The organism is Pectobacterium carotovorum, from assembly GCF_900129615.1.
GTDB lineage: Bacteria > Pseudomonadota > Gammaproteobacteria > Enterobacterales > Enterobacteriaceae > Pectobacterium > Pectobacterium carotovorum.
The window spans coordinates 45927-67583 of sequence record NZ_FQWI01000012.1; the positions used below are offsets into that span (position 1 = coordinate 45927).

Below are 21657 nucleotides of genomic sequence, written 5' to 3' on the forward strand. Positions count from 1 at the left end.
TTTATGTCCATATCTCTAATTTAAGAACAGTTTTTGATTACAGAATAGCGAGGAGTTGGAATGTCACTTTACCGCACTTTTACGGCGGATGACGCTGTTGAATATGCCCGCCAGTACGGTGGTGTCAGTCAGCCGCAAACGCTGGTAGCCGCAGAAGAGATCGGCGATGGCAATCTGAATCTGGTGTTTAAAATTAAAGATGAAGCGGGCGTCAGTCGGGTAATCGTTAAACAGGCGCTGCCCTACGTGCGCTGCGTCGGGGAATCCTGGCCGCTGACACTTGACCGCGCCCGCATTGAAGCCGAAACGTTGCTGACGCATGCGCGTTTTTGTCCGCAGCATACCGTGACCGTGTTATATCACGATCCCGAACTGGCAGTGATGGTGCAGGAAGATCTCTCCGATCATCGTATCTGGCGCAGCGAGCTGGTTAACGGCGCGGATTATCCTCAGGCGGCGGCACAGCTGGGGGAATACCTGGCGCAGACGTTATTCCATACCTCTGATTTCTATCAGCACCCGCATGAGAAGAAAGCGGCGGTAAGCCAGTTCACTAACCCTGAACTGTGTCAGATTACCGAAGATCTTTTCTTTACAGACCCCTATATCGATCACGAAAGAAACCAATTTGATGCTGCGCTGACGCCGGATGTGCTGGCCTTGCGTGACGATCGGGCGCTGAAGCTGGCGGTTGCCGGACTGAAGCATGGCTTCCTGAGCAAAGCGGAGGCGCTGCTGCACGGCGATATCCACAGTGGATCGATCTTTGTGGCAGAAGGGCGCTTAAAGGCGATTGATGCTGAATTCGGTTTCTACGGGCCGATTGGCTTTGATGTCGGCACCGCAGTCGGCAATCTGCTGCTGAATTATTGCGGACTGCCGGGGCTGCTGGCACCGCGCGAGGCGGCGGCGGGGCGTGAACGACGTCTGGAAGATATCCGTACGCTGTGGCAGACCTTTTCCGCCCGTTTTCTGGCATTGAGCGAAAGCGAAAGCCGCGATCCAGCGCTGGCGGAATCGGGCTATGCCGCGCTGTTTTTACAGCAGGTTTGGCGGGATGCTGTTGGTTACTGCGGCACCGAACTGATTCGCCGCACGATTGGGCTGGCGCACGTCGCCGATCTGGACAGCATTCAGGAGACGGAAGCGCGTTTAGCGTGCCAACGGCATGCTATTTCGCTGGGCAGAACGTTAGTGCTGGCGGCTCCGCATATTGCTGATGTGGATGCGCTGCTGGCGCGTGTGCGACAGAGTGGCGCCTAACTCGTTAATCACGTCTGCGATAACCGCTCCCGCTAACGAATCGGTGGGAGCGGCAAACCGATTATTTCTTCCCTTTATTCATCATGGCCTGCAAATTCGCGAAAGGATTATGGGTGGCAACACCGACATCCTTCTGCGCATCTTCACCTGCAACGACGGTCGAACCGTACATATCCGCATCGGTATATTTTGAATGCTCATGGTCGTGGCAGTAGAGGCACAGCATTTCCCAATTACTGCCATCTTCCGGATTATTGCTGTGATCGTGATCGATGTGGTGAACGGTTAATTCACGCAGGTTGGAATAGACGAATTCGCGTGAACAGCGACCACATACCCACGGGAAAAGTTTGAGCGCTTTTTCGCGGTAGCCGCTTTCAAGTCTGGCATAGTTCTTGGGGATGTAAGCCATGTGTCGGGTTTCATTCAGAAGGAAAGATGGTGTGGATTTTACAACTGATGTGCCTTTAAAGGAAAGAACAGGCCGGTATAACCGGCCTGTTTCTGTTTATGCTGCTTCGGTTTTTCTTTCCGGCTGCGGTACGGGCGCGGGCTTGTTGGCGGCCAGTGCATCGAATGCAAAGTCATCGACGTTGATTGAGCGTAAGCGACTGGCTTCCGCTTTGGTCAGAATATCCGCTTCTTCTGCGGTAATCTGACTTTCGATCAGCGCCTGCTCTGCCAACTGATCCAATCGCATGAACGGCAGCGGTTTGTCGCTGGCCTTCGACAGGCGTTGGTAAATCGGCTCGGCGGCCATGATATCCAGCAGTGCCTCTTCCAGCAGCCCAATAGGGTTGTGTTCGCTGGCAACCAGATATTGACCGCGTCCCAAACGGCTGCGCGTTTCTGACGGCGTTTGCAGAATCTTCGCGACCTCATGGTCGAGGCGGTCAGACGGCGCAGCGCAGCGCAGACCCAGCGGGAAGATAATAAAGGTCAGCAGCCCCGCTACAGCACGATTCGGGAAGTTACGCAGCAGATCGTCCAGCGCCTGCTCAGCCTGATGCAGACTGTCCTGCACGCCCCAGTGCACCAGCGGTAAATCTGCTTTCTGACGCCCTTCGTCCTCATAGCGTTTCAGCGTCGCAGAAGCCAGATAAAGCTGGCTGAGAATATCCCCTAGACGCGCGGAGATACGCTCACGACGTTTCAGGCTACCGCCCAATACCGCCATCGACACATCCGCCAGCAGCGCCAGGTTCGCGCTGAGCCGGTTGAGCTGCTGATAGTAGCGACGTGTTTTGTCATTGACTGGTGCACTGCTCAGGCGGCCGTTGGTCAACCCAAGCCAGAAGCTGCGTACTTTGTTACTACCGACGTGGCCGATGTGACCAACCAGCGAACGGTCAAAGCGTGAGACGTCGTTCTCCTGCGCGGCTGCCATCTCTTCCAGCACATAAGGGTGACAGCGGATGGCACCTTGCCCGAAGATGATCATACTGCGCGTCAGAATATTCGCCCCTTCCACGGTGATCGCAATCGGTGCGCCCTGATAGCTGCGCGCCAGGAAGTTGGACGGGCCAAGACAGATGCCTTTACCGCCGGCGATATCCATCGCATCCATCACGCTGCGCTGACCGCGGTGGGTACAGTGATATTTGACGATAGCGGAGAGCACCGCCGGTTTTTCACCCTGCATGATACCGCTGGTAATCAGCGTCGCGGCGGCGTCCATCACGTAAGCGTTACCCGCAATGCGTGCCAGCGGTTCTTCGATGCCTTCCATCTTACCGATGGAGATTTTGAACTGGCGGCGAATGTGGGCGTAAGCACCGATGCCGAGGGCAATCGACTTCAGCCCGCCGGTAGAGTTGGACGGCAGCGTAATGCCGCGCCCGACTGACAGGCACTCCATCAGCATACGCCAGCCCTGACCCGCCATTTTCGCGCCGCCGATGATGTAATCCAGCGGAACAAAAATATTCTCACCCTGCGTTGGCCCGTTCTGGAACGGCACGTTCAGTGGGAAATGGCGGCGGCCGATTTTAACGCCATCGGTGTCCGTCGGAATCAATGCACAGGTAATGCCTACATCGTCTTGATCGCCTAACAGATGGTCGGGATCGTACAGCTTAAAGGCCAGCCCCAGCACGGTGGCGACGGGGGCGAGTGTGATATAGCGTTTATTCCAGGTCAGGCGCATGCCCACGACCTGTTCGCCGTGCCAGTTGCCGTAGCAGACTATGCCAGTATCGGGAATCGAGCCTGCATCAGAGCCCGCTTCCGGGCTGGTTAGCGCAAAGCAGGGGACTTCCTGACCGCGTGCCAGACGTGGCAGATAGTGATCTTTTTGCGCATCCGTACCGTAATGTTGCAGCAGTTCACCGGGGCCGAGTGAGTTAGGCACGCCGACGGTGATTGCCACAATGCTGGAAACGCCCGCCAGTTTTTGCAGCACCTGTGCCTGTGCATAGGCCGAGAATTCCAGCCCGCCGTACTGCTTCTTGATGATCATGGCAAAGAAGCGGTGTTCTTTTAAATATTCCCACAGTTCTGGCGGGATATCGGCGCGTTCGTGGGTGATTTCAAAGTCGTTTGCCATTCGGCAGGCTTCAGCAACTGGCCCGTCGATAAACGCCTGCTCTTCGGCGGTCAACTGCGGACGTGGATAGTTATGCAACTTTTTCCAGTCCGGCGCGCCGCGAAACAGGTCGCCTTCCCACCAGGTCGTCCCGGCATCAATCGCTTCTTTCTCCGTGTTCGACATCGGCGGCATCACTTTCTGGAACATGCGCAGCGCGGAAGCGGAAACCAACTTTTGACGCAGAGAGGGAACAGTAATCGGAATCAGCAGAATCACGAGCGGGATCATCAGCCAGACGGGCCACAGCAACATGGCGGACATGGCTGCGAAGTAGGCCAGCAGGATGGCGCTGCCAAGCAGCAGGCTGAGCCGATGATAAAACATCGCGCCGATGATAATCAGTAGGAGGAGGATACTGACAGCAACCATAACGTGTCTCCAGCATTGTGATCGAATTGAGGGTTTTCAGCTTTCCACCGAGCGTTGTGTGGCAGTAGAAAGCGAGAACCGTGTTATCAGTGAAATAAGGCTTAGTAGGTCAATGTCATAAGAGGTCTGACCTGTTGCTTATATTCGTTGTAGTTTATCTGATTATTTTTATCAATTCGTTTACATCATAATTACAACTCACTTCACAAACCGAGCGGCAGTCGTGTGTTTTCTGACGGGCATCAGCGATCCTCTCAATCCCGTGATTACGCGCTTCTCGCTGTTGGCACGATCCGCTACACTGCTGAACAGAAAAGAATGTTGTCACCAGACAAAATGAGAGGATTCCATGTATCAGGATTTAATCCGTAGTGAACTGAAAGAAGCGGCAGAAACACTGAATAATTTCTTGAGTGATGATGCGAACATTCAGTCGATTCAAAATGCTGCGGTGCTGCTGGCTAACGCGTTTAAAGCGGGCGGTAAAGTGATCTCCTGCGGTAACGGTGGCTCACACTGTGATGCCATGCACTTTGCCGAAGAGTTGACGGGTCGCTACCGGGAGAACCGTCCGGGCTATCCGGCCATTGCAATTTCCGATCCGAGCCACCTGTCCTGCGTCAGCAACGATTTTGGCTATGACTTTGTCTTCTCTCGCTATGTTGAATCGCTGGGGCGTGAAGGCGATGTGCTGCTGGGGATTTCCACTTCGGGTAACTCCGGCAACATTATTAAAGCCATTGCGGCGGCAAAAGCGAAAGGCATGAAAGTCATTACGCTGACCGGAAAAGACGGCGGTAAAATGGCAGGTTCGGCCGACGTGGAAATTCGTGTGCCGCACTTCGGTTATGCCGACCGTATTCAGGAAATCCATATCAAAGCGATTCACATCCTGATTCAACTGATTGAAAAAGAGATGGCGGATCAGTAAGCCGCTTAATAATAGACTCTAAATAGTTCGAGTTTCAGGAAGGCGGCAAGGGAAGGAATCCCGATGAGCTTACTCAGGTAAGTGATTCGGGTGAGTGACAACTCTGCCAAAGGCAGATTTGAACGCTGCTGGCGGCGGCCCCAACGGGGCGAGGTACACGTAAGTGTGCTGAGTAACGTAGCCAACGCACATGCAACTTGAAATATGACGAGAAGGGAAGGGTAGGAAGTCAGATGTGTGAATTGCTGGGGATGAGCGCGAATGTGCCGACGGATATCTGCTTTAGCTTTACCGGGCTGATACAGCGCGGTGGGAAAACCGGACCGCATCGGGATGGCTGGGGAATTACCTTTTATGAAGGGAACGGCTGTCGTACGTTCAAAGACCCGCTGCCAAGCTATAATTCGCCGATTGCCCGGCTAGTGCAGGATTATCCTATCAAATCGTGTGCGGTGGTTTCACACATCCGGCAAGCCAATCGCGGTGCGGTGTCGCTGGAAAATACCCATCCCTTTACGCGTGAGCTGTGGGGGCGGAACTGGACGTTCGCCCACAACGGGCAACTGAAAGGCTACCATTCCCTGAAAACGGGCATGTTTCGCCCTGTTGGCCAGACGGACAGCGAATTTGCTTTCTGCTGGCTGCTGTCCCAATTGGCTGAGCGCTACCCGCGTACACCGGGCAACTGGCCAGCGGTATTCCGCTATATTGCCAAACAGGCAGATGTCTTGCGGGAGAAAGGCGTGTTTAACATGCTGCTGTCGGACGGGCGCTTTGTGATGGGGTATTGCTCAACTAAACTCTACTGGATCACTCGCCGCGCGCCGTTTGGTAAAGCGACGCTGTTGGATCAGGATGTGGAGATTGATTTCCAGCAGCAGACGACACCCAATGATGTCGTCACCGTGCTGGCAACGCAGCCGCTAACGGGCAACGAAACCTGGCATCAGATTATGCCAGGTGAATTCGTTCTATTTTGTTTCGGCGAGCGCATACTTTAAGGTCGGCTGGCTGGTCATCAACGGTGGGTTAACGACGTATTGCCCGTTAAACACCGTGACGGCCGGTGGCTGATTGTGCTGATTAAAATAGGCATACCCAGGCTGAAGCTGTTTCCAGAAGCTGGCGTAGGTGGAATTACGGTGGCGCTGCATGTTCTGTTCCGTCATACGGAACGGATAGATGGCGATATCAATCTTCGCCTGCCCGTTGCGTAATGCGGCTTCGGCATAGCGATAAATCTCATCCATATAGGTGTTGGTCATGGCATAGCAGCCAACCGACACACACTCACCGTGGATCATCAAATAGCGACCAGAATATCCCTGTGATTTATCATAGTCGTTGGGGAAGCCGATATTGATCGCGCGGTAATATTGGCTGTCTGGCTTGAGCTGGCGCAGGTCAACCTGATAGAAACCTTCCGGGCTTTTTAAATCGCCTTCAACGCGCTTTGGTCCTAATCCACCCGAATATTTACAGATGGGGTATTGTTCCAATAAACGGTATTCGTTACCGACTTTCGCATAAAGTTCGAATATTCGCTCTTCTTTAAAGATCTGAATATAGATCGGAGAGCCTAATAATTGCTGTTTTAATTCTTTTGCTATCGGCGCTAGCGGCGGTGCGGTCTCGCTGGCTGCGCTGGTAACAACAAGAGAAGGCAAAAAAAACAACATCGCAAACGACAGCGCGATTTTTTGCATTATGGTTCCTGATAATAAAATTGCCTGCTACATGCGGCATCCGCGTCGCGCTACTGGTGTTTTAGCGAAAGCGTTGGGGCTGCCGTTATCGGTATATATTTCGTCGGCGAATAGGCAACGACGAAAACGAAATCACATTATCATTGGTTTCATATTAATCAAGCGTTGAAAAGCGCTAAGAAATAACATTTACAAAAAACGGCCCGAAAGGATGCGGGCCGTTCAAATTTGAGGTCGTTAATTGCGGGAAAGCGCATCAGGCGCGGGTGGCTTCTATCATCATAATGTCGGTGACAAAGGAACCATCAACCTGTACCTCAAAATGCTGTACTACCTCATCCGGCAGCGTTTTTTGCAGTTCACGAATCGCAATAGCGAAATGTTCTGGCGTACGCATACGTGCGATCCAACTGCTGAACTCCAGCGTCAACCTGTCGCTGGTGACGTTACGCACGATAAAGCCAGCGTCGGTAAACAGGCTCAGCCATTCGCCCGGGCCGTAATTGCGCACGTGCGAGGTGTCACGCAGCTTCTCTACCGTCTGCAAATAGCTGTCCAGCAGCGGATGACCGGGCGAAACGACGTCCATCATGATAACGCGCCCACCCGGTTTCAGAACGCGCCGCATTTCCCGTAACGCCTGTCCGACATCATGCCAGTGGTGCGCAGAGTAACGGCTAATGATGATATCTGCGCTGCTATCCTCGAACGGTAAAGATTCGGCTACGCCTTGCTGAACGCGGATATTGTGCAGTCCTTTTTCTGCGGCAGCATGACTCACCACGTCCAGCATTTGGGAAGACAAATCGTAGGCGACAACCTCCGCGACGGCCTGTGCGGCAGTGAAGCTGGCATGGCCGGCACCGCAGCCGACGTCGATCACGCGCGCCTGCGGGAAGGGCGCTAATAAAGCAGCCAGCCGGGTTAAATCTTTGCCCTGTGCATGCACTGCACTGGTCAGGTAGTTCTGCGCCTGTGAGCCGAACTGATGTTCGACGCGATGATTATGGTTCTGTTTTTCTTCCATCATTGCTCTCGCTTTATCTGAATTGCTTTCGTTTCATCATGGGGTAAACGGCGGCGCGCCAGCCACTAAAGAAGACGTCGGTCTGAACACACTATAATGAGGGAAAAATACGGGTACAATATGAGCATTTATACGGGTATAAAATACTCCCTGTTTGATTAACACCTCTTTCACTCATGCTGTTGTCATCACGAACTCGCCTTGACGAGCGGGATGAAAAGGACACCTGACTATGTCTGCACATTCGTTTATGTCTGCCAATTCTCTGAGCGGCCCAAAAGCGCTGGGGGCTTTCTTACGGGCGCTGCGTGAGCGGACTACGCCGGAAATGGTGGGGTTGCCAGCGTCCGGGCGGCGGCGCACCAGTGGGTTACGCCGCGAAGAGCTGGCACAAATCGCCGGAATCAGCACTACCTGGTATACCTGGCTTGAGCAGGGGCGTGATGTGTCCGCTTCGGCATCGGCTTTGCTCCGCGTGTCGCAGGCGTTAAAGCTAGAACCCGCAGAGCACGATTATCTTTTTAGCCTTGCTGGCGTGAAGGATTCTCAGAAGCAGAGTAGGGCAACGCCGCCGGATGCGCAGATTGCCGCCAGCCTGCATCACATCACTTGTCCTGCGTATCTTCTGGATGGTAGCTGGAATATGCTGGCGTGGAATGCACCGTCGGAACAGTTGTTTGCCGGATGGCTGGGACACGATCCCGAGCCAAACCTGCTGCGTTTCATGTTTCTGAATCCGCTAGCTCAATTGCTGGTGGTCAATTGGCCGGAACGAGCGAAGCGGGTAGTGGCGGAGTTTCGCGCGGAATCAAGTCATTACGCGACTACTGACGCCGTTCGGCACATCGTGATGTCGCTGTGTGAAGAAAGCCGTGAGTTCAATCTCTGGTGGTCGCAGCAGGCGGTAACCGCCCGTGAAGGCGGCGAGCGACGTTTCCACCACCCTTTGCTTGGCGATATCGCCTATCATCAACAGACTTTCCATCCAGCCATGCAGGGCGAATTTAAGCTGGTTATGTTGATCGCCCAGTAAACGCCGCAGGCATCGCGCAGCTTGTCTATACTGATTTTGATCTGTATATTTATACAGCATTGTCAGAGGGCCAGTATGCGCAAAATCATTCATGTTGATATGGACTGCTTCTACGCAGCAATTGAGATGCGTGATAACCCGCGCCTGCGCGATATTCCTCTGGCGATTGGTGGAAGTGCCGATCGCCGTGGCGTCATTAGCACCGCGAACTATCCTGCCCGACGCTACGGCGTCCGCAGCGCGATGGCAACGGCAACCGCCTTGCGCCTGTGTCCACACCTCACGTTGTTGCCGGGTCGTATGGAAGTGTATAAGTCCACTTCGCGCCAAATCCGCGAGATCTTTTCCCGCTATACCTCGCTGATAGAACCCCTTTCTCTGGATGAAGCCTATCTGGATGTTACCGATAGCCCACACTGCAACGGTTCGGCGACGCGTATCGCCGAAGAAATCCGTCGAACCATCGCCGATGAACTGAATCTGACGGCCTCGGCAGGGATTGCACCCATCAAGTTTCTGGCGAAGATCGCGTCTGAATTAAATAAGCCGAATGGACAATATGTGATTACACCGGAGCAGGTGGATGATTTCCTGCTGACGCTACCGCTGGAGAAGATACCCGGCGTTGGGAAGGTGACGGCGAAGCGGCTGGAAGAGCGTGGTCTGCATACCTGTGCCGATGTTCGGGTGTATGCGCTGGCGGACCTGCTTAAAGAATTCGGTAAGTTTGGCCGTGTGCTGTGGGAACGATGTCAGGGGATCGATGAGCGACGGATTTCACCCGATCGGCTGAGGAAGTCGGTCGGAGTAGAGAAGACGCTGGCGCAGGATATTCACGACTGGGAACAGTGTGAAAACCTGATCGAACAGCTCTATGAGGAGCTGGAGGTCCGCCTGAAACGGGTGAAGCCCGATCTGCATATTGCGCGTCAGGGCGTCAAACTCAAGTTTGATGATTTTCAGCAAACGACGCAGGAACATGTGTGGCCAGTATTGAATAAACAGGATCTGTTGAAGATTGCGCAGCAAACCTGGCAGGAGCGGCGTAAATCCAGAGGCGTCCGGCTGGTTGGGCTACATGTGACGCTGCTCGACCCGCAAATTGAGCGACAGCTGGTGTTTGATTGGGGATAAAGCTGTTCAGTTGAGGATAAAAAAGGGCGACGTCTATGCGCCGCCCTGATTTTTACGACTACGCGATTAAGCGCGTGACGGAATCGCTTTCAGCAGCGCTGTCAGCAATTTCCAGTACAGATCGACGCTGCCGATATGCACTTGCTCATCCGGCGAGTGTGGCCCGGTGATGGTCGGCCCGATGGAAACCATATCCATGTCTGGGTACGGTTTCTTGAACAGACCACATTCCAGACCGGCGTGAATCACCATGATGTTCGGCGTCTTGTTGAACAGCTTCTGATACGTTTCACGCACCAGTGCCATGACCGGCGAATGGGCATCCGGCTGCCAGCCAGGGTAGCCACCTTTCGGTGATGTTTTCGCGCCAGCCAACTGGCCCAGCGCCGTCAGCGTACCGACGACGGCGTCTTTACCGCTGTCGATCAGGGAACGAATCAGGCAGATGATTTCTGCGTGGTCGTCTTCCATCGTGACAACGCCGAGGTTCAGTGACGTTTCTACCACGCCTTTGACTTCATCGCTCATGCGGATCACACCGTTCGGCGTGGCGTTGAGCAGTGCCAGCAGGCGATCGCGGCTGTCCTGCGTCAGCGGGTGCTCGTTGCTGTCGCTGGCTTCCACTAGTACGGTCACGTTCTTCTCAACGGCGGACAGTTCATTTTTCAGCACGGCCAGATACTCTTGGCTCAGCGCTTTCAACTGCTCGACGTTAGCGGCAGGCAGTGACAGCGTGGCGAAGGCTTCACGCGGAATCGCGTTACGCAGCGTCCCACCGTTCAGATCGAGAATGCGGATATCCAGCGCTTGCGCCTGCTCGAACAGGAAACGTGCCAGCAGTTTGTTGGCGTTGCCCAGCCCCAAATGGATGTCACCGCCGGAGTGGCCGCCTTTCAGCCCTTTGATCGTCAGCTTCAGCGTGTGGTAACCAGCAGGTGGCAGTTCGCGCACCAGCGGCAGGCGGGTGATGAAATCAATACCGCCGGCACAACCCATGTAGATCTCGCCTTCTTCTTCTGAATCGGTATTGATCAGAATTTCGCCCTGAAGCCAGTTAGGTTGCAGGCCAAACGCGCCATCCATACCGGCTTCTTCTGTCATCGTCAGCAGCACTTCCAGCGGGCCGTGCTCAACGCTTGGATCGGCCAACACTGCCAGAGCAGAAGCCATACCGATACCGTTATCCGCGCCTAGCGTGGTGCCGCGTGCTTTCAGCCACTCACCGTCAACGTAAGGTTGGATCGGATCGGTGGTGAAATCGTGTACGGTGTCGTTGTTTTTCTGCGGCACCATGTCCAGATGCGCTTGCAACACGACAGGTTTGCGATTTTCCATGCCTGCGGTTGCCGCTTTGCGCAGCAGAATATTGCCGACCTGATCGCGCTCGGTATAGATGCCTTTCTCTTTAGCCCATTCCAGAATGTGCGCTGCCAGCGCTTCTTCATGATAAGAAGGGTGCGGGATGGAACAGATCTTGGCGAAAATATCCCACAGAGGCTGGGGGGAAAGTTGAGATAATTCAGACACTATTTGAGTCTCCTTTTTAGCCACCTATCTTCGCACTCTGGCGTGCAGGCGCTACAGGTTAAAAATCAATCGCGGTTAGCCACGGAACATGGCGCGTCAACGCAGAATATCATTTTCCATCAAAGCAGGGGAATTGCCGTCGGCTCTGTCTTATTTTTCCTGCTGCAATATGAACCAACGGGCTCGGCAGGGCGCTGGTTGACAGGAAAAACTCGATTCTCGCGTTGAGAAAAACTGGTTTTTATGTTGTTGGCTATCTATAATCTCGCGCAACCTTTTTCCCCCCTCAGACTCAACTTAAGCCGTTTTTTATTCGGCTGGGATATATTTTATGAGCGAAAAGTACGTCGTAACCTGGGATATGTTGCAAATTCATGCCCGCAAACTGGCACAGCGTTTACTGCCTGCCGATCAATGGAAAGGCATCATTGCCGTTAGCCGCGGTGGTCTGGTTCCAAGCGCACTGCTGGCGCGTGAGCTGGGCATTCGTCACGTTGATACCGTTTGCATCTCCAGTTATGACCACGACAACCAACGCGAAATGAAAGTGCTGAAGCGTGCCGAGGGAGATGGCGAAGGGTTTATCGTGATTGACGATCTGGTTGACACGGGCGGTACGGCGAAAGCGATTCGTGATATGTACCCGAAAGCGCATTTTGTGACCATTTTTGCGAAACCTGCTGGTAAACCGCTGGTTGACGACTACGTGATCGATATCCCGCAGGACACCTGGATTGAACAGCCGTGGGATATGGGCGTGGTGTTTGTTCCGCCTTTGTCTGGCCGTTAATCGTCAGAGCGAATATTCGTTTCCATCAATGCCCGGTTTAGCCGGGCATTGTTGTTTTTGACGATTATTGTTGATGATTATTGCTTCTTATCTCTCGTCATTTCTAGCGCAGGCTTTGATCCGATCGTGTGTTTCTGCCGTTGATGTTTGTCTTCCCTAGCCTGAGTTCGTTACACTTTAACGGGTGACGAAGAAGTCGTCTGATGTCCGCTAACAGCGGTTTACATTAACGGAGGCTGCTGTGGCGCAAGCTAACCTGTCTGAAACGCTATTCAAACCATCCTTTAAACATCCAGAAACCTCGACGTTGGTCAGACGTACGCGGAATAGTCAGGATGTGCAGGGGCTGCATTCTACGCTGGAAGGGGAGAAGACCCGCAGTTGGTATCGGATGATTAACCGACTGATGTGGATTTGGCGTGGTGTCGACCCGTGGGAAATCGAAGATGTGCTGTCACGCATTGCTGCCAGTAAGGCCGACAGAAGCAACGAGCAACTGCTCGATACGGTGATCGGCTACCGAGGCGGCAACTGGATTTATGAATGGGCGAAGCAGGGCGCGGACTGGCAGCAGCGGGCGCTCGAGAGTGAAGAGGATGCGCAAACCGGGCAACGCTGGTTGAATGCTGCCAACCTCTACAGCATTGCTGCCTATCCGCATATTAAAGGCGATGAGCTGGCGGAACAGGCGCAAACGCTGGCAAACCGCGCCTATGAAGAGGCCGCCAAGTACCTGCCTTACGAACTCAAAGAACTGACCTTCCCGATTACGGGCGGCGGTACGCTGACCGGTTTTCTGCATATGCCAGCGCAGGCGAAAGCGCCTTTCCCAACGGTGCTTATGTGCGGCAGTCTGGAAATGTTGCAGAGCGATTATCATCGCCTGTTTCAGGACTATTTTGCGCCAGCGGGCATGGCAATGCTGACGATTGATGTTCCCTCTGTTGGATTTTCTTCCCGTTGGAAGCTGACTCAGGATTCCAGCTTCCTGCATCAGCAGGTTTTGCGAGCGCTGCCGGATGTCCCGTGGGTCGATCACACCCGCGTTGTCGCGTTTGGCTTCCGCTTTGGGGCCAATATCGCCGTTCGGCTGGCGTATCTGGAATCGCAGCGTTTGCGCGGTGTGGCCTGCCTTGGCCCGGTAGTTCACCATCTGTTAAGCGATCAGAATCGCCAACAGCAGGTGCCGGATATGTTTATGGATGTGCTGGCGAGCCGGCTGGGTATGCCGTTCTCGACGGATGCCTCGCTGAAAACCGAGCTGGGGCGCTATTCGCTGAAAACGCAGGGGCTGCTAGGACGCCGCTGCCCGACGCCGATGCTGGCAGGCTACTGGGATAACGATCCGCTCTGCCCGAAAGAAGAGGCGAGCCTGATTGTGAATTCATCCGCACAAGGGAAACTGCTGCCGGTTAATTTCTCGCCGGTGTACCAGAATTTCCACCGCGCACTACAGCAAATCAGCGGATGGTTGCAGGATAAAGTGTAGAAGAGCAGGTGTAACGCACGGTCTGTGCAGGCGAATCTTCGCTACACGGACCGCTGTTCCTGCCAGATAATCGCCGTCGATCACAGGATCTTTTTGGCGTAGCAAAGCCTATCCATGTCAATCACTTCAACTGTAACCGACAGATTCTTCAATCCAAGTGCTTCGATCTTCTGAAGTACCCGATTGGAGAGACTGCTTTTCTGCTCTCCCGTCCGCCCTGAAAGCACCTTGATTGCTACATGAATGAAACTGGCTCGTTCGCCACCGGTCGTATAGTTATCGTAAGCAAGGGATCTGACTTTGATGTCACTGCCGTCACTGGCAAACAAGCCAGATTCGAGTGCACCGCGATAGATCGCAGGGAGCAGGGCATTTACATCAATGTTTGACGAATGTTCGGCGATACAATGTGGCATAAGGTTTCACTTCTCAATTAACGGAAACGAAGAGACCAGAGTATTGAATACTCCGTGTCGGGCGGCAATGCTTTTTCAGGAAAGTCTGTGCGAACAAGAGGGAGAGACGTGAGTTGTCATGCAGGTAGTTGATAAATTGCCATTCTCTGCTAAAAAGAAGGTTCAACCAGAGGAGATCGTAAATGATATTACCGAGTGGACACCCCAAAAGCCGACTCATGAAAAATTTTACGTCGTTGGGGCCTTATATCCGTGAAGCGCAGTGCGAGGATACCGCGTTCTTCTTTGATTGCCTGGCGGTTTGCGTCAACATCAAGCCCGCGCCAGAACTACGGGAGTTTTGGGGCTGGTGGCTGAATTTGGAAGATACCGGCAAAGGCTTTACCTATGAATATCACTACGGTCTGTTTGATAAAAAGGGCAACTGGCGTGAGGAAAAAATCAAGGACAAAGCCGTGATGGAGCAGGTGGAAAATGCCAAACAGGCTTTCCATGTTCGATTGGAGAAGCAAATTAACGCGCTGGAACCCGCCTGTACCCTCGTCGCCCGACCGTGATACTTCCCTGACGATCCCCGATTTATTCGCAGGTTTTCGCGTTGTGCCTGTTGGCATAACGCGTCTGTCCTGCTACAACGTTTTCCTTATTCTTATTTTTTGACATCCAACGGCAGAAAAATTATGAGCGGCAGCCAGACTTTGGTTGTGAAACTGGGCACAAGCGTGCTAACCGGCGGTTCGCGCCGTCTTAACCGCGCCCACATTGTTGAACTGGTGCGCCAGTGCGCGCAGCAACATGCGGCAGGGCATCGGATTGTTATTGTCACCTCAGGGGCGATTGCCGCCGGGCGTGAACATTTGGGTTACCCCGAACTCCCGGCCACGATTGCGACCAAACAACTGCTGGCCGCCGTGGGCCAAAGCCGTCTGATTCAACTGTGGGAGCAGCTTTTTTCCATCTACGGTATCCACGTGGGGCAGATGCTGCTGACGCGCGCGGATATGGAAGATCGTGAGCGCTTCCTCAACGCGCGCGACACCATGCGGGCGCTACTGGATAACAACATCGTTCCGGTGATTAATGAAAATGATGCGGTTGCGACCGCTGAGATCAAGGTCGGCGACAACGACAACCTGTCTGCGCTGGCGGCGATTCTGGCCGATGCGGATAAGCTGCTGCTGCTGACCGATCAGGCTGGGCTGTTTACCGCCGATCCGCGTAATAATCCCGATGCGGAGCTGATCCGTGAAGTCACTGGCATCAACGATGCGCTGCGCAGCATTGCGGGTGATAGCGTGTCTGGCCTCGGAACGGGCGGCATGTCGACCAAATTGCAGGCTGCCGATGTGGCCTGCCGTGCGGGTATCGACGTGGTGATTGCCGCAGGCAGCAAACCGGGCGTGATTGGCGATGTGATTGCGGATATTTCTGTCGGAACGCGTTTTCATGCACTGGATGCGCCGCTGGAAAGCCGCAAACACTGGATTTTCGGTGCACCGCCGGCGGGGGAAATCACCGTTGATGACGGCGCGCTCTCTGCGATCCTCGAACGCGGCAGTTCGCTGCTCCCTAAAGGTATCCGCACCGTAGAAGGGAACTTCTCTCGTGGTGAAGTGATCCGCGTGCGTAGTCTGGCGGGCCGCGATGTGGCGCATGCGGTGACGCGCTATAACAGCGATGCGCTGCGTATGATTGCCGGACACCATTCTCAACAGATTGCCGATATTCTTGGCTACGAATACGGTCCGGTGGCTATCCATCGCGACGATATGATTATCAATTAAGGAGTTCGCGATGCTTGAACAAATGGGTAAAGCGGCAAAAGCGGCCTCTTATCAGTTGGCGGTCTTGAGCACGGCTCAGAAAGATCGTGCGCTGCTGACGATTGCGGATTTGCTGGAAGCTGAGAGCGCGACGATTCTCGCGGCTAACGCGCTGGATTTAGCCGATGCGCGCCAAAATGGCATGAGTGAGGCGTTGCAGGATCGCCTGCTCTTAACGCAGGAACGACTGAATGCGATCGCCAGCGATGTGCGTCAGGTCTGTCGCCTGACCGATCCGGTAGGGCAGGTGATTGACGGCAGCATGTTGGATAACGGGCTTAAGCTGGAGCGTCGTCGTGTGCCGCTCGGCGTGGTCGGGGTGATTTATGAAGCGCGCCCGAACGTCACCATTGATGTGGCGTCCCTGTGCCTGAAAACCGGTAACGCGGTGATTCTGCGCGGTGGCAAAGAGACGTACCGCACCAACGCGGCGACGGTAAAAGTGATTCAGCAGGCGCTATCGCAATGCGGCCTGCCTGCTGCTGCGGTGCAGGCGATTGAAAGCCCGGATCGTGAACTGGTCAATCAACTGCTTAAGCTGGATCGCTACGTGGATATGCTGATTCCGCGCGGTGGTGCAGGTCTGCATAAGCTGTGTCGTGAACAATCGACGATTCCGGTCATCACTGGGGGGATTGGCGTTTGTCACATCTATGCTGACGACAGTATTGATTTCGACAAAGCGTTGACGGTCATTGAAAGCGCCAAAGTGCAGCGCCCTAGCGCCTGTAACAGCCTGGAAACGCTGCTGGTCAATCAACGTATTGCCGCTCGTTTCTTGCCAGCGCTGAGCAAAAAAATGGCGGCGGCAGGCGTTACGCTCCACGCTAGCCCTTCAGCGATGCCTTATCTGACCGATGGCCCGGCAAGCGTCGTTGCCGTGGAAGAAGCCAACTATAACGATGAATGGCTCTCTAACGACCTGAACGTCACGCTGGTGGACGATCTGGATGCAGCGGTTTCCCATATTCGCGAACATGGTACACAGCACTCTGATGCGATTCTGACGCGCTCCTTGAGCAATGCGGAACGCTTCGTGCGTGAAGTGGATTCCTCTGCGGTGTATGTCAATGCCAGTACGCGCTTCACCGACGGCGGCCAGTTCGGTCTGGGCGCGGAAGTGGCGGTCAGCACCCAGAAACTGCATGCGCGCGGTCCAATGGGGTTGGAAGCGCTGACCACCTATAAGTGGATTGGTTATGGCGACGATCTGATTCGCGCCTAATCGCTTAATAGCTGCGTATATCAAAGCGATATGCGCAGCATTATTTTTACTCCATTTTTTACTTCAGTATTTTTTCTAAATAAGAAATATTATTCCAACTGTAATTCTTTGTTGTGTTGTATTTTTTAATTTAAAATTTTATACAGTAATAAAAAACAATAAATTCACTGCATCAGAAAAATATCCTCCAATAGCAACAGGCTATGCTTTGTGTGATATTTCACAAATACATAGCCTGTCTTGCTACCGGAGGATAAAGGGTAATTGTTACTTATCCTCTATTACAATAACGTGTTATTTCATATTAACGCTGGTGCTTCTCTGCGGCATTGTGGATTGAGTCGGCGGTTTCGCGAGCATTTTTCTCCGCACGGCTGTTAAAATTATCTGCTTTAGATTTGACGTCAGCCCAGCCTTTTTCAGCGTCTTTTCTGGCTTCGGATTCTCTGGATTTCACATCAGCTTTGACTTTATCTGCCTTTTCTCTGGCTTCTGGTTCCCTTGATTTGAGATCCGCTTTGAAGTCATTCGCTTTTTCCCGCGCCTGAGCGTCGTGCTCATGCGCCTTGGTTCGCGCCTCTGACGCTTTTTCTCTCGCTTCAGCGCGATCGTGATTGAAGGCCGATTCCGCTGAAGTTCGGGCAGAGTCCAGATCATTTGCTGCCGCCATGCCAATGTAACTGGTTCCCAGAATTAAGCCTAAAAACAGTGGTTTCATATTCATGGTCTATTTCCTCTTACAGCGCTTAATGACTGACTATGCTAACAATAACCTTGCCGTCGACAACGTATTATTGAAAGCTTCACGTTAAGACCGCCTCCTTGTCGTCCTGGTCATTCAAGTAGAGCAAAATAGAAAATAAAAAGAATAGGGAATTATCCTAAACCGTACACTTGGGTTTTGTTATGTATTGCATTTATATCAGAAAGGTAAAAAGATATTTTTATTGTAAATATCACCTTCTATAAAACAGAATATTTACCTTAAAGATAGATGGCGTTTTCCTCTCATGAGGAACACTATTTCTGGTACTTCATGCGAAGAAGATGGTGGGCTAGGGGACGTGGCGTACAGCGCGTCCGTTAAGCCGAAAAGCTATAGCGTATGGTGTTATTAGTACGGAAAATTATCAGAACTGCCTTATCAACATAAGGGTGATGATAAAATCGGCAGACGATCGCCAAACGCTTGACTTGATGTACCATTATCACTAATTTGTCACCCCGTACTTCACGTCTGGCTCTCGCCACGACGATCCCAAAGCCGATATAGCTCAGTTGGTAGAGCAGCGCATTCGTAATGCGAAGGTCGTAGGTTCGACTCCTATTATCGGCACCATTTCAACCTCCTCAAATGTCCATGCCCATCTATAAAGACTCTGTTTTATAAAGATTTTATTCCTCTTTCAGTCTGTGTTAGCCCATGACCTTCCAGTAAAATCCGGTACTGAATGTGTATAGGATTATGTATATGTTTCTGTTCGGTCTTGGATTCCTATACATATGCCACTCAACGATATGTAGGTTCGCAGCACGAAGCACGAAGCACGAAGCACGAAGCACGAAGCACGAAGAAAAGCTCTATACACTCGGTGACGGTTTAGGCCTGTCTTTACTCATTGAACCAAGCGGCAGCAAAAGCTGGCGTTTCCGCTATCGTTTTGGCGATAAGCCTAAGATGATATCTTTCGGCTCTTATCCACTGGTGAGTCTGGCTGAAGCACGTAAAAAGCGTGATAAAACTCGTAAGAAGGTATTAGACGGTATTAATCCAAGCGAGCATCGCAAAGCACAAAAACTGAACCTGATGTCTGAATCAGATAATACCTTTGAAATAATCGTGCGCGAGTAGTACACCATGAAAAGTGCGCGTTGTTCTGAGGTATTATCGCTATGCAATCGCAACGGGAAGGACGGAGATCAACCCTGCGGCTGACTTGACCAGTGTACTTACCACGCACAAAGCACAGCATTATCCTTTCCTTAAAGCTGACGAAATCCCAGCGTTTATTCAGGCGGTTGAATCCTATACCGGTAGCTTATTGGTGCAAGTCGCGGCCAAACTGCTGATGTTGACCAGAGTGAGAACGATAGAACTCCGTGCGGCGGAGTGGTCAGAATTTGATCTCGAACACGCAATTTGGAAAATCCCCGCAGAAAGAATGAAAAAGCGACGTTCTCATCTTGTCCCCTTGTCCATACAAGCGCTATCTTTGTTAAGTCAGTTACAAATCATCAGCGGCAATTATAAATACGTTTTTCCCGGTCGAAACGATCCCAACAAGCCTATGAGCGAGGGAAGCATCAATCGTATGATAAAGCATATCGGTTATGAGGGATGGCTAACGGGACATGGTTTCAGACATACCATGTCTACTCTATTTAACAATTTCGAGATATGATGAAATTTTATATTAATTAAAAATCGGAAGCATATAAGGAAGTATATTTTGGCTAATGAATATATAGAGAAAAAGTTATCTAATAAAAAAAGAACTGTAAAAGATCTTGCAGATTATATTAAAAAAAATCTGGAAGGATACCTAATTATAGTCTTTTCCTTGGAGCTGGAGCATCTGTTACATCAGGTATAAGCACAGCTGTTGAATTAGTTAATGAATGGAGAAGGGAAATATTTGAGAGGTTATCAAATGAGACTCTTTCTACAGATGAGAGTATTAAAAAATGGCTTTCTGAGAATGAAAGAGATTGGTATGATCCAACAAATGAATATTCTTCTTTGTTTGAAAAAAAGTTGGATCTCCCCTCCCAAAGAAGGCGTTTTGTTGAAGAACAAGTAGATAGGAAATTACCATCGATTGGTTATGCATATTTAGTAGAGCTATTTGATTGCCATTGTTTTGATACAGTCTTTACAACTAATTTTGATGATTTGATTAATGAGGCTTTTTATCAATTTTCGGGGGAGAGGCCACTATTATGTGCACATGATTCATCTGTGAAGGGCATATCTATTACGTCCTCAAGGCCAAAGATAATAAAATTACATGGGGATTATTTGTTTGATAATATAAAGAGTTCATTAAATGAAACTGAATCATTAGAATCAAATACAAAAGAGAAATTAATTGAGTTTACAAAAGAGTATGGATTGATTTTTGTTGGCTACGCTGGTAATGATAAATCAATTATGGATGTGATAAATTCTCTTTTGAAACAAGATGATTACTTAAAAAATGGTGTGTATTGGTGTCAGCGTAAATCCGATGAGATTTCACCCGACTTGTTTAATTTTTTGTCAAAAAATAAAGTATACTGGGTGGAGATTGATGGTTTTGATGAATTGATGGCTGAGTTGTTTTATGAGATAACTAAAAATGAATCATTGTCACTAGGAACTGTTCAAAAATCGACAAAGAGAGATAGGATAATAAATGGATTTATTGATGATAAATATAATTTGTCTAAAAGTGAAATGATTTCTTTGGAGTTGAAGAAATTAAAAAAATATTCTTTAACCCAAGATATATCATCACTAATAAATGAACTTTCGGATAATGAAAGTCGTGAGAAATCTGATGATGACAAAATCCCTGAGGTGGAATTTAAAAATTTGCTTCATATTGATAATTTAATAAAAAATAAAAACTATGAACAAGCAGAGAAAGATATTGAAGGCTTTTTGGAAGGAGATAAAAATTTAAGTATAAAAACAAAATATATTCATAGGCTAATCAATATTTACAATGATTCAGGCGATATAGATAAAGCTGTTCTGCAAAGTGAAAAATTATTAAAAATAGATCCGTATAATATAAATTACTCTCTTGTTAAATCTGGGTTAATTAAAGGTAATTATGAGAAGGTTGTTTTTTTAAAATCTCTATTAAAAGACTTTAATTATAGCGTCTCTTTAAAAAATGAATTAAGTCTAATCGCGTTAGCTTACTTAGGTGAAAAAAAATCTGATAAAAATTTTGTTGATTTTAAGGATGTGGAATGTTGGCTTGATGAGAGTCTATCTATTGACCCTAGTTTAGATAACCCTGCTTGGAATATAAAACAAAGTTTTTATGTTAGCAAATATGAAGGATATTTAGAAACCAAAGAAAGGGATGATAAAATAGAAGAATTACATGAAAGAATGTCAAAGGTTCATCCTGAACATCTTCGGTTTTTAGATCTGCAGTCTCGTTATTTTATGATAAAAGGAAAAATTGAGGATATTGAGGAGCATATAGATAAACTTAATGATATATATAAAAGGAAATCTAAGAAAAACAGGAGTTATTTGTTAAGAGAGATGTCTTATCTCCACTATTCTCTTTTTGGTAATGAGGACAGAGATAAAAGTATTTTTTTTGTTGGATAATTTT

The 21657-nt window shown here is 50.6% G+C and carries 17 protein-coding genes, 1 tRNA gene and 2 pseudogenes; 13 read left to right on the forward strand and 7 right to left on the reverse strand.

Translation table 11 applies throughout. The features are described from left to right. The first annotated feature begins 60 nt into the window (after positions 1–60). Complete coding sequence (gene mtnK / locus BUB06_RS19315; protein WP_039475442.1) at positions 61–1263, forward strand: S-methyl-5-thioribose kinase; 1203 nt, start codon at positions 61–63, stop codon at positions 1261–1263. Between the two features lie 61 nt (positions 1264–1324). On the opposite strand, the gene yajD is transcribed toward mtnK, so the two are convergent. Further along, positions 1325–1675: an HNH nuclease YajD gene (gene yajD / locus BUB06_RS19320; RefSeq protein ID WP_010282592.1), complete on the reverse strand. Its 351-nt coding sequence runs from the start codon at positions 1673–1675 to the stop codon at positions 1325–1327. Between the two features lie 96 nt (positions 1676–1771). Next, complete coding sequence (fadE, locus tag BUB06_RS19325; RefSeq protein ID WP_039475439.1) at positions 1772–4219, reverse strand: acyl-CoA dehydrogenase FadE; 2448 nt, start codon at positions 4217–4219, stop codon at positions 1772–1774. A 349-nt stretch (positions 4220–4568) separates the two neighbouring features. On the opposite strand from fadE, the gene lpcA reads away from it, so the two are divergent. Together lpcA and BUB06_RS19340 are read left to right on the forward strand one after the other, a co-directional pair. Further along, positions 4569–5150 (forward strand): D-sedoheptulose 7-phosphate isomerase, encoded by a 582-nt coding sequence (gene lpcA / locus BUB06_RS19330; RefSeq protein WP_005975726.1) that lies wholly within the window; start codon positions 4569–4571, stop codon positions 5148–5150. Between the two features lie 233 nt (positions 5151–5383). Next, positions 5384–6151 (forward strand): class II glutamine amidotransferase, encoded by a 768-nt coding sequence (locus BUB06_RS19340; protein ID WP_010306060.1) that lies wholly within the window; start codon positions 5384–5386, stop codon positions 6149–6151. On the opposite strand, the gene dpaA is transcribed toward BUB06_RS19340, so the two are convergent. Both dpaA and BUB06_RS19350 read right to left on the reverse strand, forming a co-directional pair. Next, entirely contained in the window at positions 6122–6856 is a 735-nt protein-coding gene (gene dpaA / locus BUB06_RS19345) for a peptidoglycan meso-diaminopimelic acid protein amidase (protein ID WP_014916404.1), read from the reverse strand. The genes BUB06_RS19340 and dpaA overlap by 30 nt on opposite strands. A 256-nt stretch (positions 6857–7112) precedes the next feature. Beyond that, positions 7113–7895: pseudogene (locus BUB06_RS19350) on the reverse strand (class I SAM-dependent methyltransferase); the annotation flags it as partial. 220 nt (positions 7896–8115) lie between these two features. On the opposite strand from BUB06_RS19350, the gene BUB06_RS19355 reads away from it, so the two are divergent. Both BUB06_RS19355 and dinB read left to right on the forward strand, forming a co-directional pair. Further along, the gene (locus tag BUB06_RS19355) at positions 8116–8916 is read left to right on the forward strand and encodes a helix-turn-helix transcriptional regulator (RefSeq protein WP_039475436.1); all 801 of its coding nucleotides are present in this window, start codon (positions 8116–8118) and stop codon (positions 8914–8916) included. Positions 8917–8991: 75 nt separating this feature from the next. Then, entirely contained in the window at positions 8992–10050 is a 1059-nt protein-coding gene (dinB, locus tag BUB06_RS19360) for a DNA polymerase IV (protein WP_039475433.1), read from the forward strand. A gap of 66 nt (positions 10051–10116) precedes the next feature. On the opposite strand, the gene pepD is transcribed toward dinB, so the two are convergent. Further along, a complete protein-coding gene (pepD, locus tag BUB06_RS19365; RefSeq protein WP_039475431.1) occupies positions 10117–11577 on the reverse strand; it encodes a beta-Ala-His dipeptidase in 1461 nt (486 codons plus the stop codon). Positions 11578–11908: 331 nt separating this feature from the next. Between pepD and gpt the strand changes: the two genes are divergently transcribed. Both gpt and frsA read left to right on the forward strand, forming a co-directional pair. Continuing rightward, the gene (gpt, locus tag BUB06_RS19370) at positions 11909–12367 is read left to right on the forward strand and encodes a xanthine phosphoribosyltransferase (RefSeq protein ID WP_010282559.1); all 459 of its coding nucleotides are present in this window, start codon (positions 11909–11911) and stop codon (positions 12365–12367) included. Positions 12368–12608: 241 nt separating this feature from the next. Continuing rightward, positions 12609–13856 (forward strand): esterase FrsA, encoded by a 1248-nt coding sequence (frsA, locus tag BUB06_RS19375; RefSeq protein WP_039475426.1) that lies wholly within the window; start codon positions 12609–12611, stop codon positions 13854–13856. A gap of 80 nt (positions 13857–13936) precedes the next feature. On the opposite strand, the gene BUB06_RS19380 is transcribed toward frsA, so the two are convergent. Beyond that, positions 13937–14272: a 5-carboxymethyl-2-hydroxymuconate Delta-isomerase gene (locus BUB06_RS19380; protein ID WP_039475423.1), complete on the reverse strand. Its 336-nt coding sequence runs from the start codon at positions 14270–14272 to the stop codon at positions 13937–13939. A gap of 182 nt (positions 14273–14454) precedes the next feature. On the opposite strand from BUB06_RS19380, the gene crl reads away from it, so the two are divergent. From crl to proA, 3 genes are all read left to right on the forward strand, one after another. Next, the gene (gene crl, locus BUB06_RS19385) at positions 14455–14829 is read left to right on the forward strand and encodes a sigma factor-binding protein Crl (RefSeq protein ID WP_029368810.1); all 375 of its coding nucleotides are present in this window, start codon (positions 14455–14457) and stop codon (positions 14827–14829) included. 123 nt (positions 14830–14952) lie between these two features. After that, positions 14953–16056, forward strand: a complete 1104-nt coding sequence (proB, locus tag BUB06_RS19390) for a glutamate 5-kinase (RefSeq protein WP_005975751.1) — start codon at positions 14953–14955, stop codon at positions 16054–16056. A gap of 10 nt (positions 16057–16066) precedes the next feature. After that, positions 16067–17320, forward strand: a complete 1254-nt coding sequence (gene proA / locus BUB06_RS19395; protein ID WP_039475419.1) for a glutamate-5-semialdehyde dehydrogenase — start codon at positions 16067–16069, stop codon at positions 17318–17320. Between the two features lie 304 nt (positions 17321–17624). On the opposite strand, the gene BUB06_RS19400 is transcribed toward proA, so the two are convergent. After that, positions 17625–18044, reverse strand: a complete 420-nt coding sequence (locus BUB06_RS19400; protein ID WP_010306020.1) for a hypothetical protein — start codon at positions 18042–18044, stop codon at positions 17625–17627. 539 nt (positions 18045–18583) lie between these two features. On the opposite strand from BUB06_RS19400, the gene BUB06_RS19405 reads away from it, so the two are divergent. The 3 genes and pseudogenes from BUB06_RS19405 to BUB06_RS22310 all read left to right on the forward strand — a co-directional run bounded on the left by BUB06_RS19405 (position 18584) and on the right by BUB06_RS22310 (position 21653). Beyond that, positions 18584–18659: transfer RNA gene (locus tag BUB06_RS19405), tRNA-Thr, on the forward strand. 177 nt (positions 18660–18836) lie between these two features. Beyond that, positions 18837–19707 (forward strand): annotated as a pseudogene (locus BUB06_RS19410) (tyrosine-type recombinase/integrase); the annotation flags it as partial. 353 nt (positions 19708–20060) lie between these two features. Further along, positions 20061–21653 (forward strand): SIR2 family protein, encoded by a 1593-nt coding sequence (locus BUB06_RS22310; RefSeq protein WP_072013038.1) that lies wholly within the window; start codon positions 20061–20063, stop codon positions 21651–21653. Positions 21654–21657 lie beyond the last annotated feature (4 nt).

What these genes read in the sequence shown, in the direction of transcription:
- lpcA (WP_005975726.1), top strand. Translation starts at nt 4,569, where the DNA reads ATGTATCAGGATTTAATCCGTAGTGAACTGAAAGAAGCGGCAGAAACA.
- yajD (WP_010282592.1), bottom strand. Translation starts at nt 1,675, where the DNA reads ATGGCTTACATCCCCAAGAACTATGCCAGACTTGAAAGCGGCTACCGC.
- BUB06_RS19355 (WP_039475436.1), top strand. Translation starts at nt 8,116, where the DNA reads ATGTCTGCACATTCGTTTATGTCTGCCAATTCTCTGAGCGGCCCAAAA.
- dinB (WP_039475433.1), top strand. Translation starts at nt 8,992, where the DNA reads ATGCGCAAAATCATTCATGTTGATATGGACTGCTTCTACGCAGCAATT.
- BUB06_RS19340 (WP_010306060.1), top strand. Translation starts at nt 5,384, where the DNA reads ATGTGTGAATTGCTGGGGATGAGCGCGAATGTGCCGACGGATATCTGC.
- BUB06_RS19400 (WP_010306020.1), bottom strand. Translation starts at nt 18,044, where the DNA reads ATGAATATGAAACCACTGTTTTTAGGCTTAATTCTGGGAACCAGTTAC.
- proB (WP_005975751.1), top strand. Translation starts at nt 14,953, where the DNA reads ATGAGCGGCAGCCAGACTTTGGTTGTGAAACTGGGCACAAGCGTGCTA.
- proA (WP_039475419.1), top strand. Translation starts at nt 16,067, where the DNA reads ATGCTTGAACAAATGGGTAAAGCGGCAAAAGCGGCCTCTTATCAGTTG.
- mtnK (WP_039475442.1), top strand. Translation starts at nt 61, where the DNA reads ATGTCACTTTACCGCACTTTTACGGCGGATGACGCTGTTGAATATGCC.
- fadE (WP_039475439.1), bottom strand. Translation starts at nt 4,219, where the DNA reads ATGGTTGCTGTCAGTATCCTCCTCCTACTGATTATCATCGGCGCGATG.
- crl (WP_029368810.1), top strand. Translation starts at nt 14,455, where the DNA reads ATGATATTACCGAGTGGACACCCCAAAAGCCGACTCATGAAAAATTTT.
- BUB06_RS19380 (WP_039475423.1), bottom strand. Translation starts at nt 14,272, where the DNA reads ATGCCACATTGTATCGCCGAACATTCGTCAAACATTGATGTAAATGCC.
- gpt (WP_010282559.1), top strand. Translation starts at nt 11,909, where the DNA reads ATGAGCGAAAAGTACGTCGTAACCTGGGATATGTTGCAAATTCATGCC.
- dpaA (WP_014916404.1), bottom strand. Translation starts at nt 6,856, where the DNA reads ATGCAAAAAATCGCGCTGTCGTTTGCGATGTTGTTTTTTTTGCCTTCT.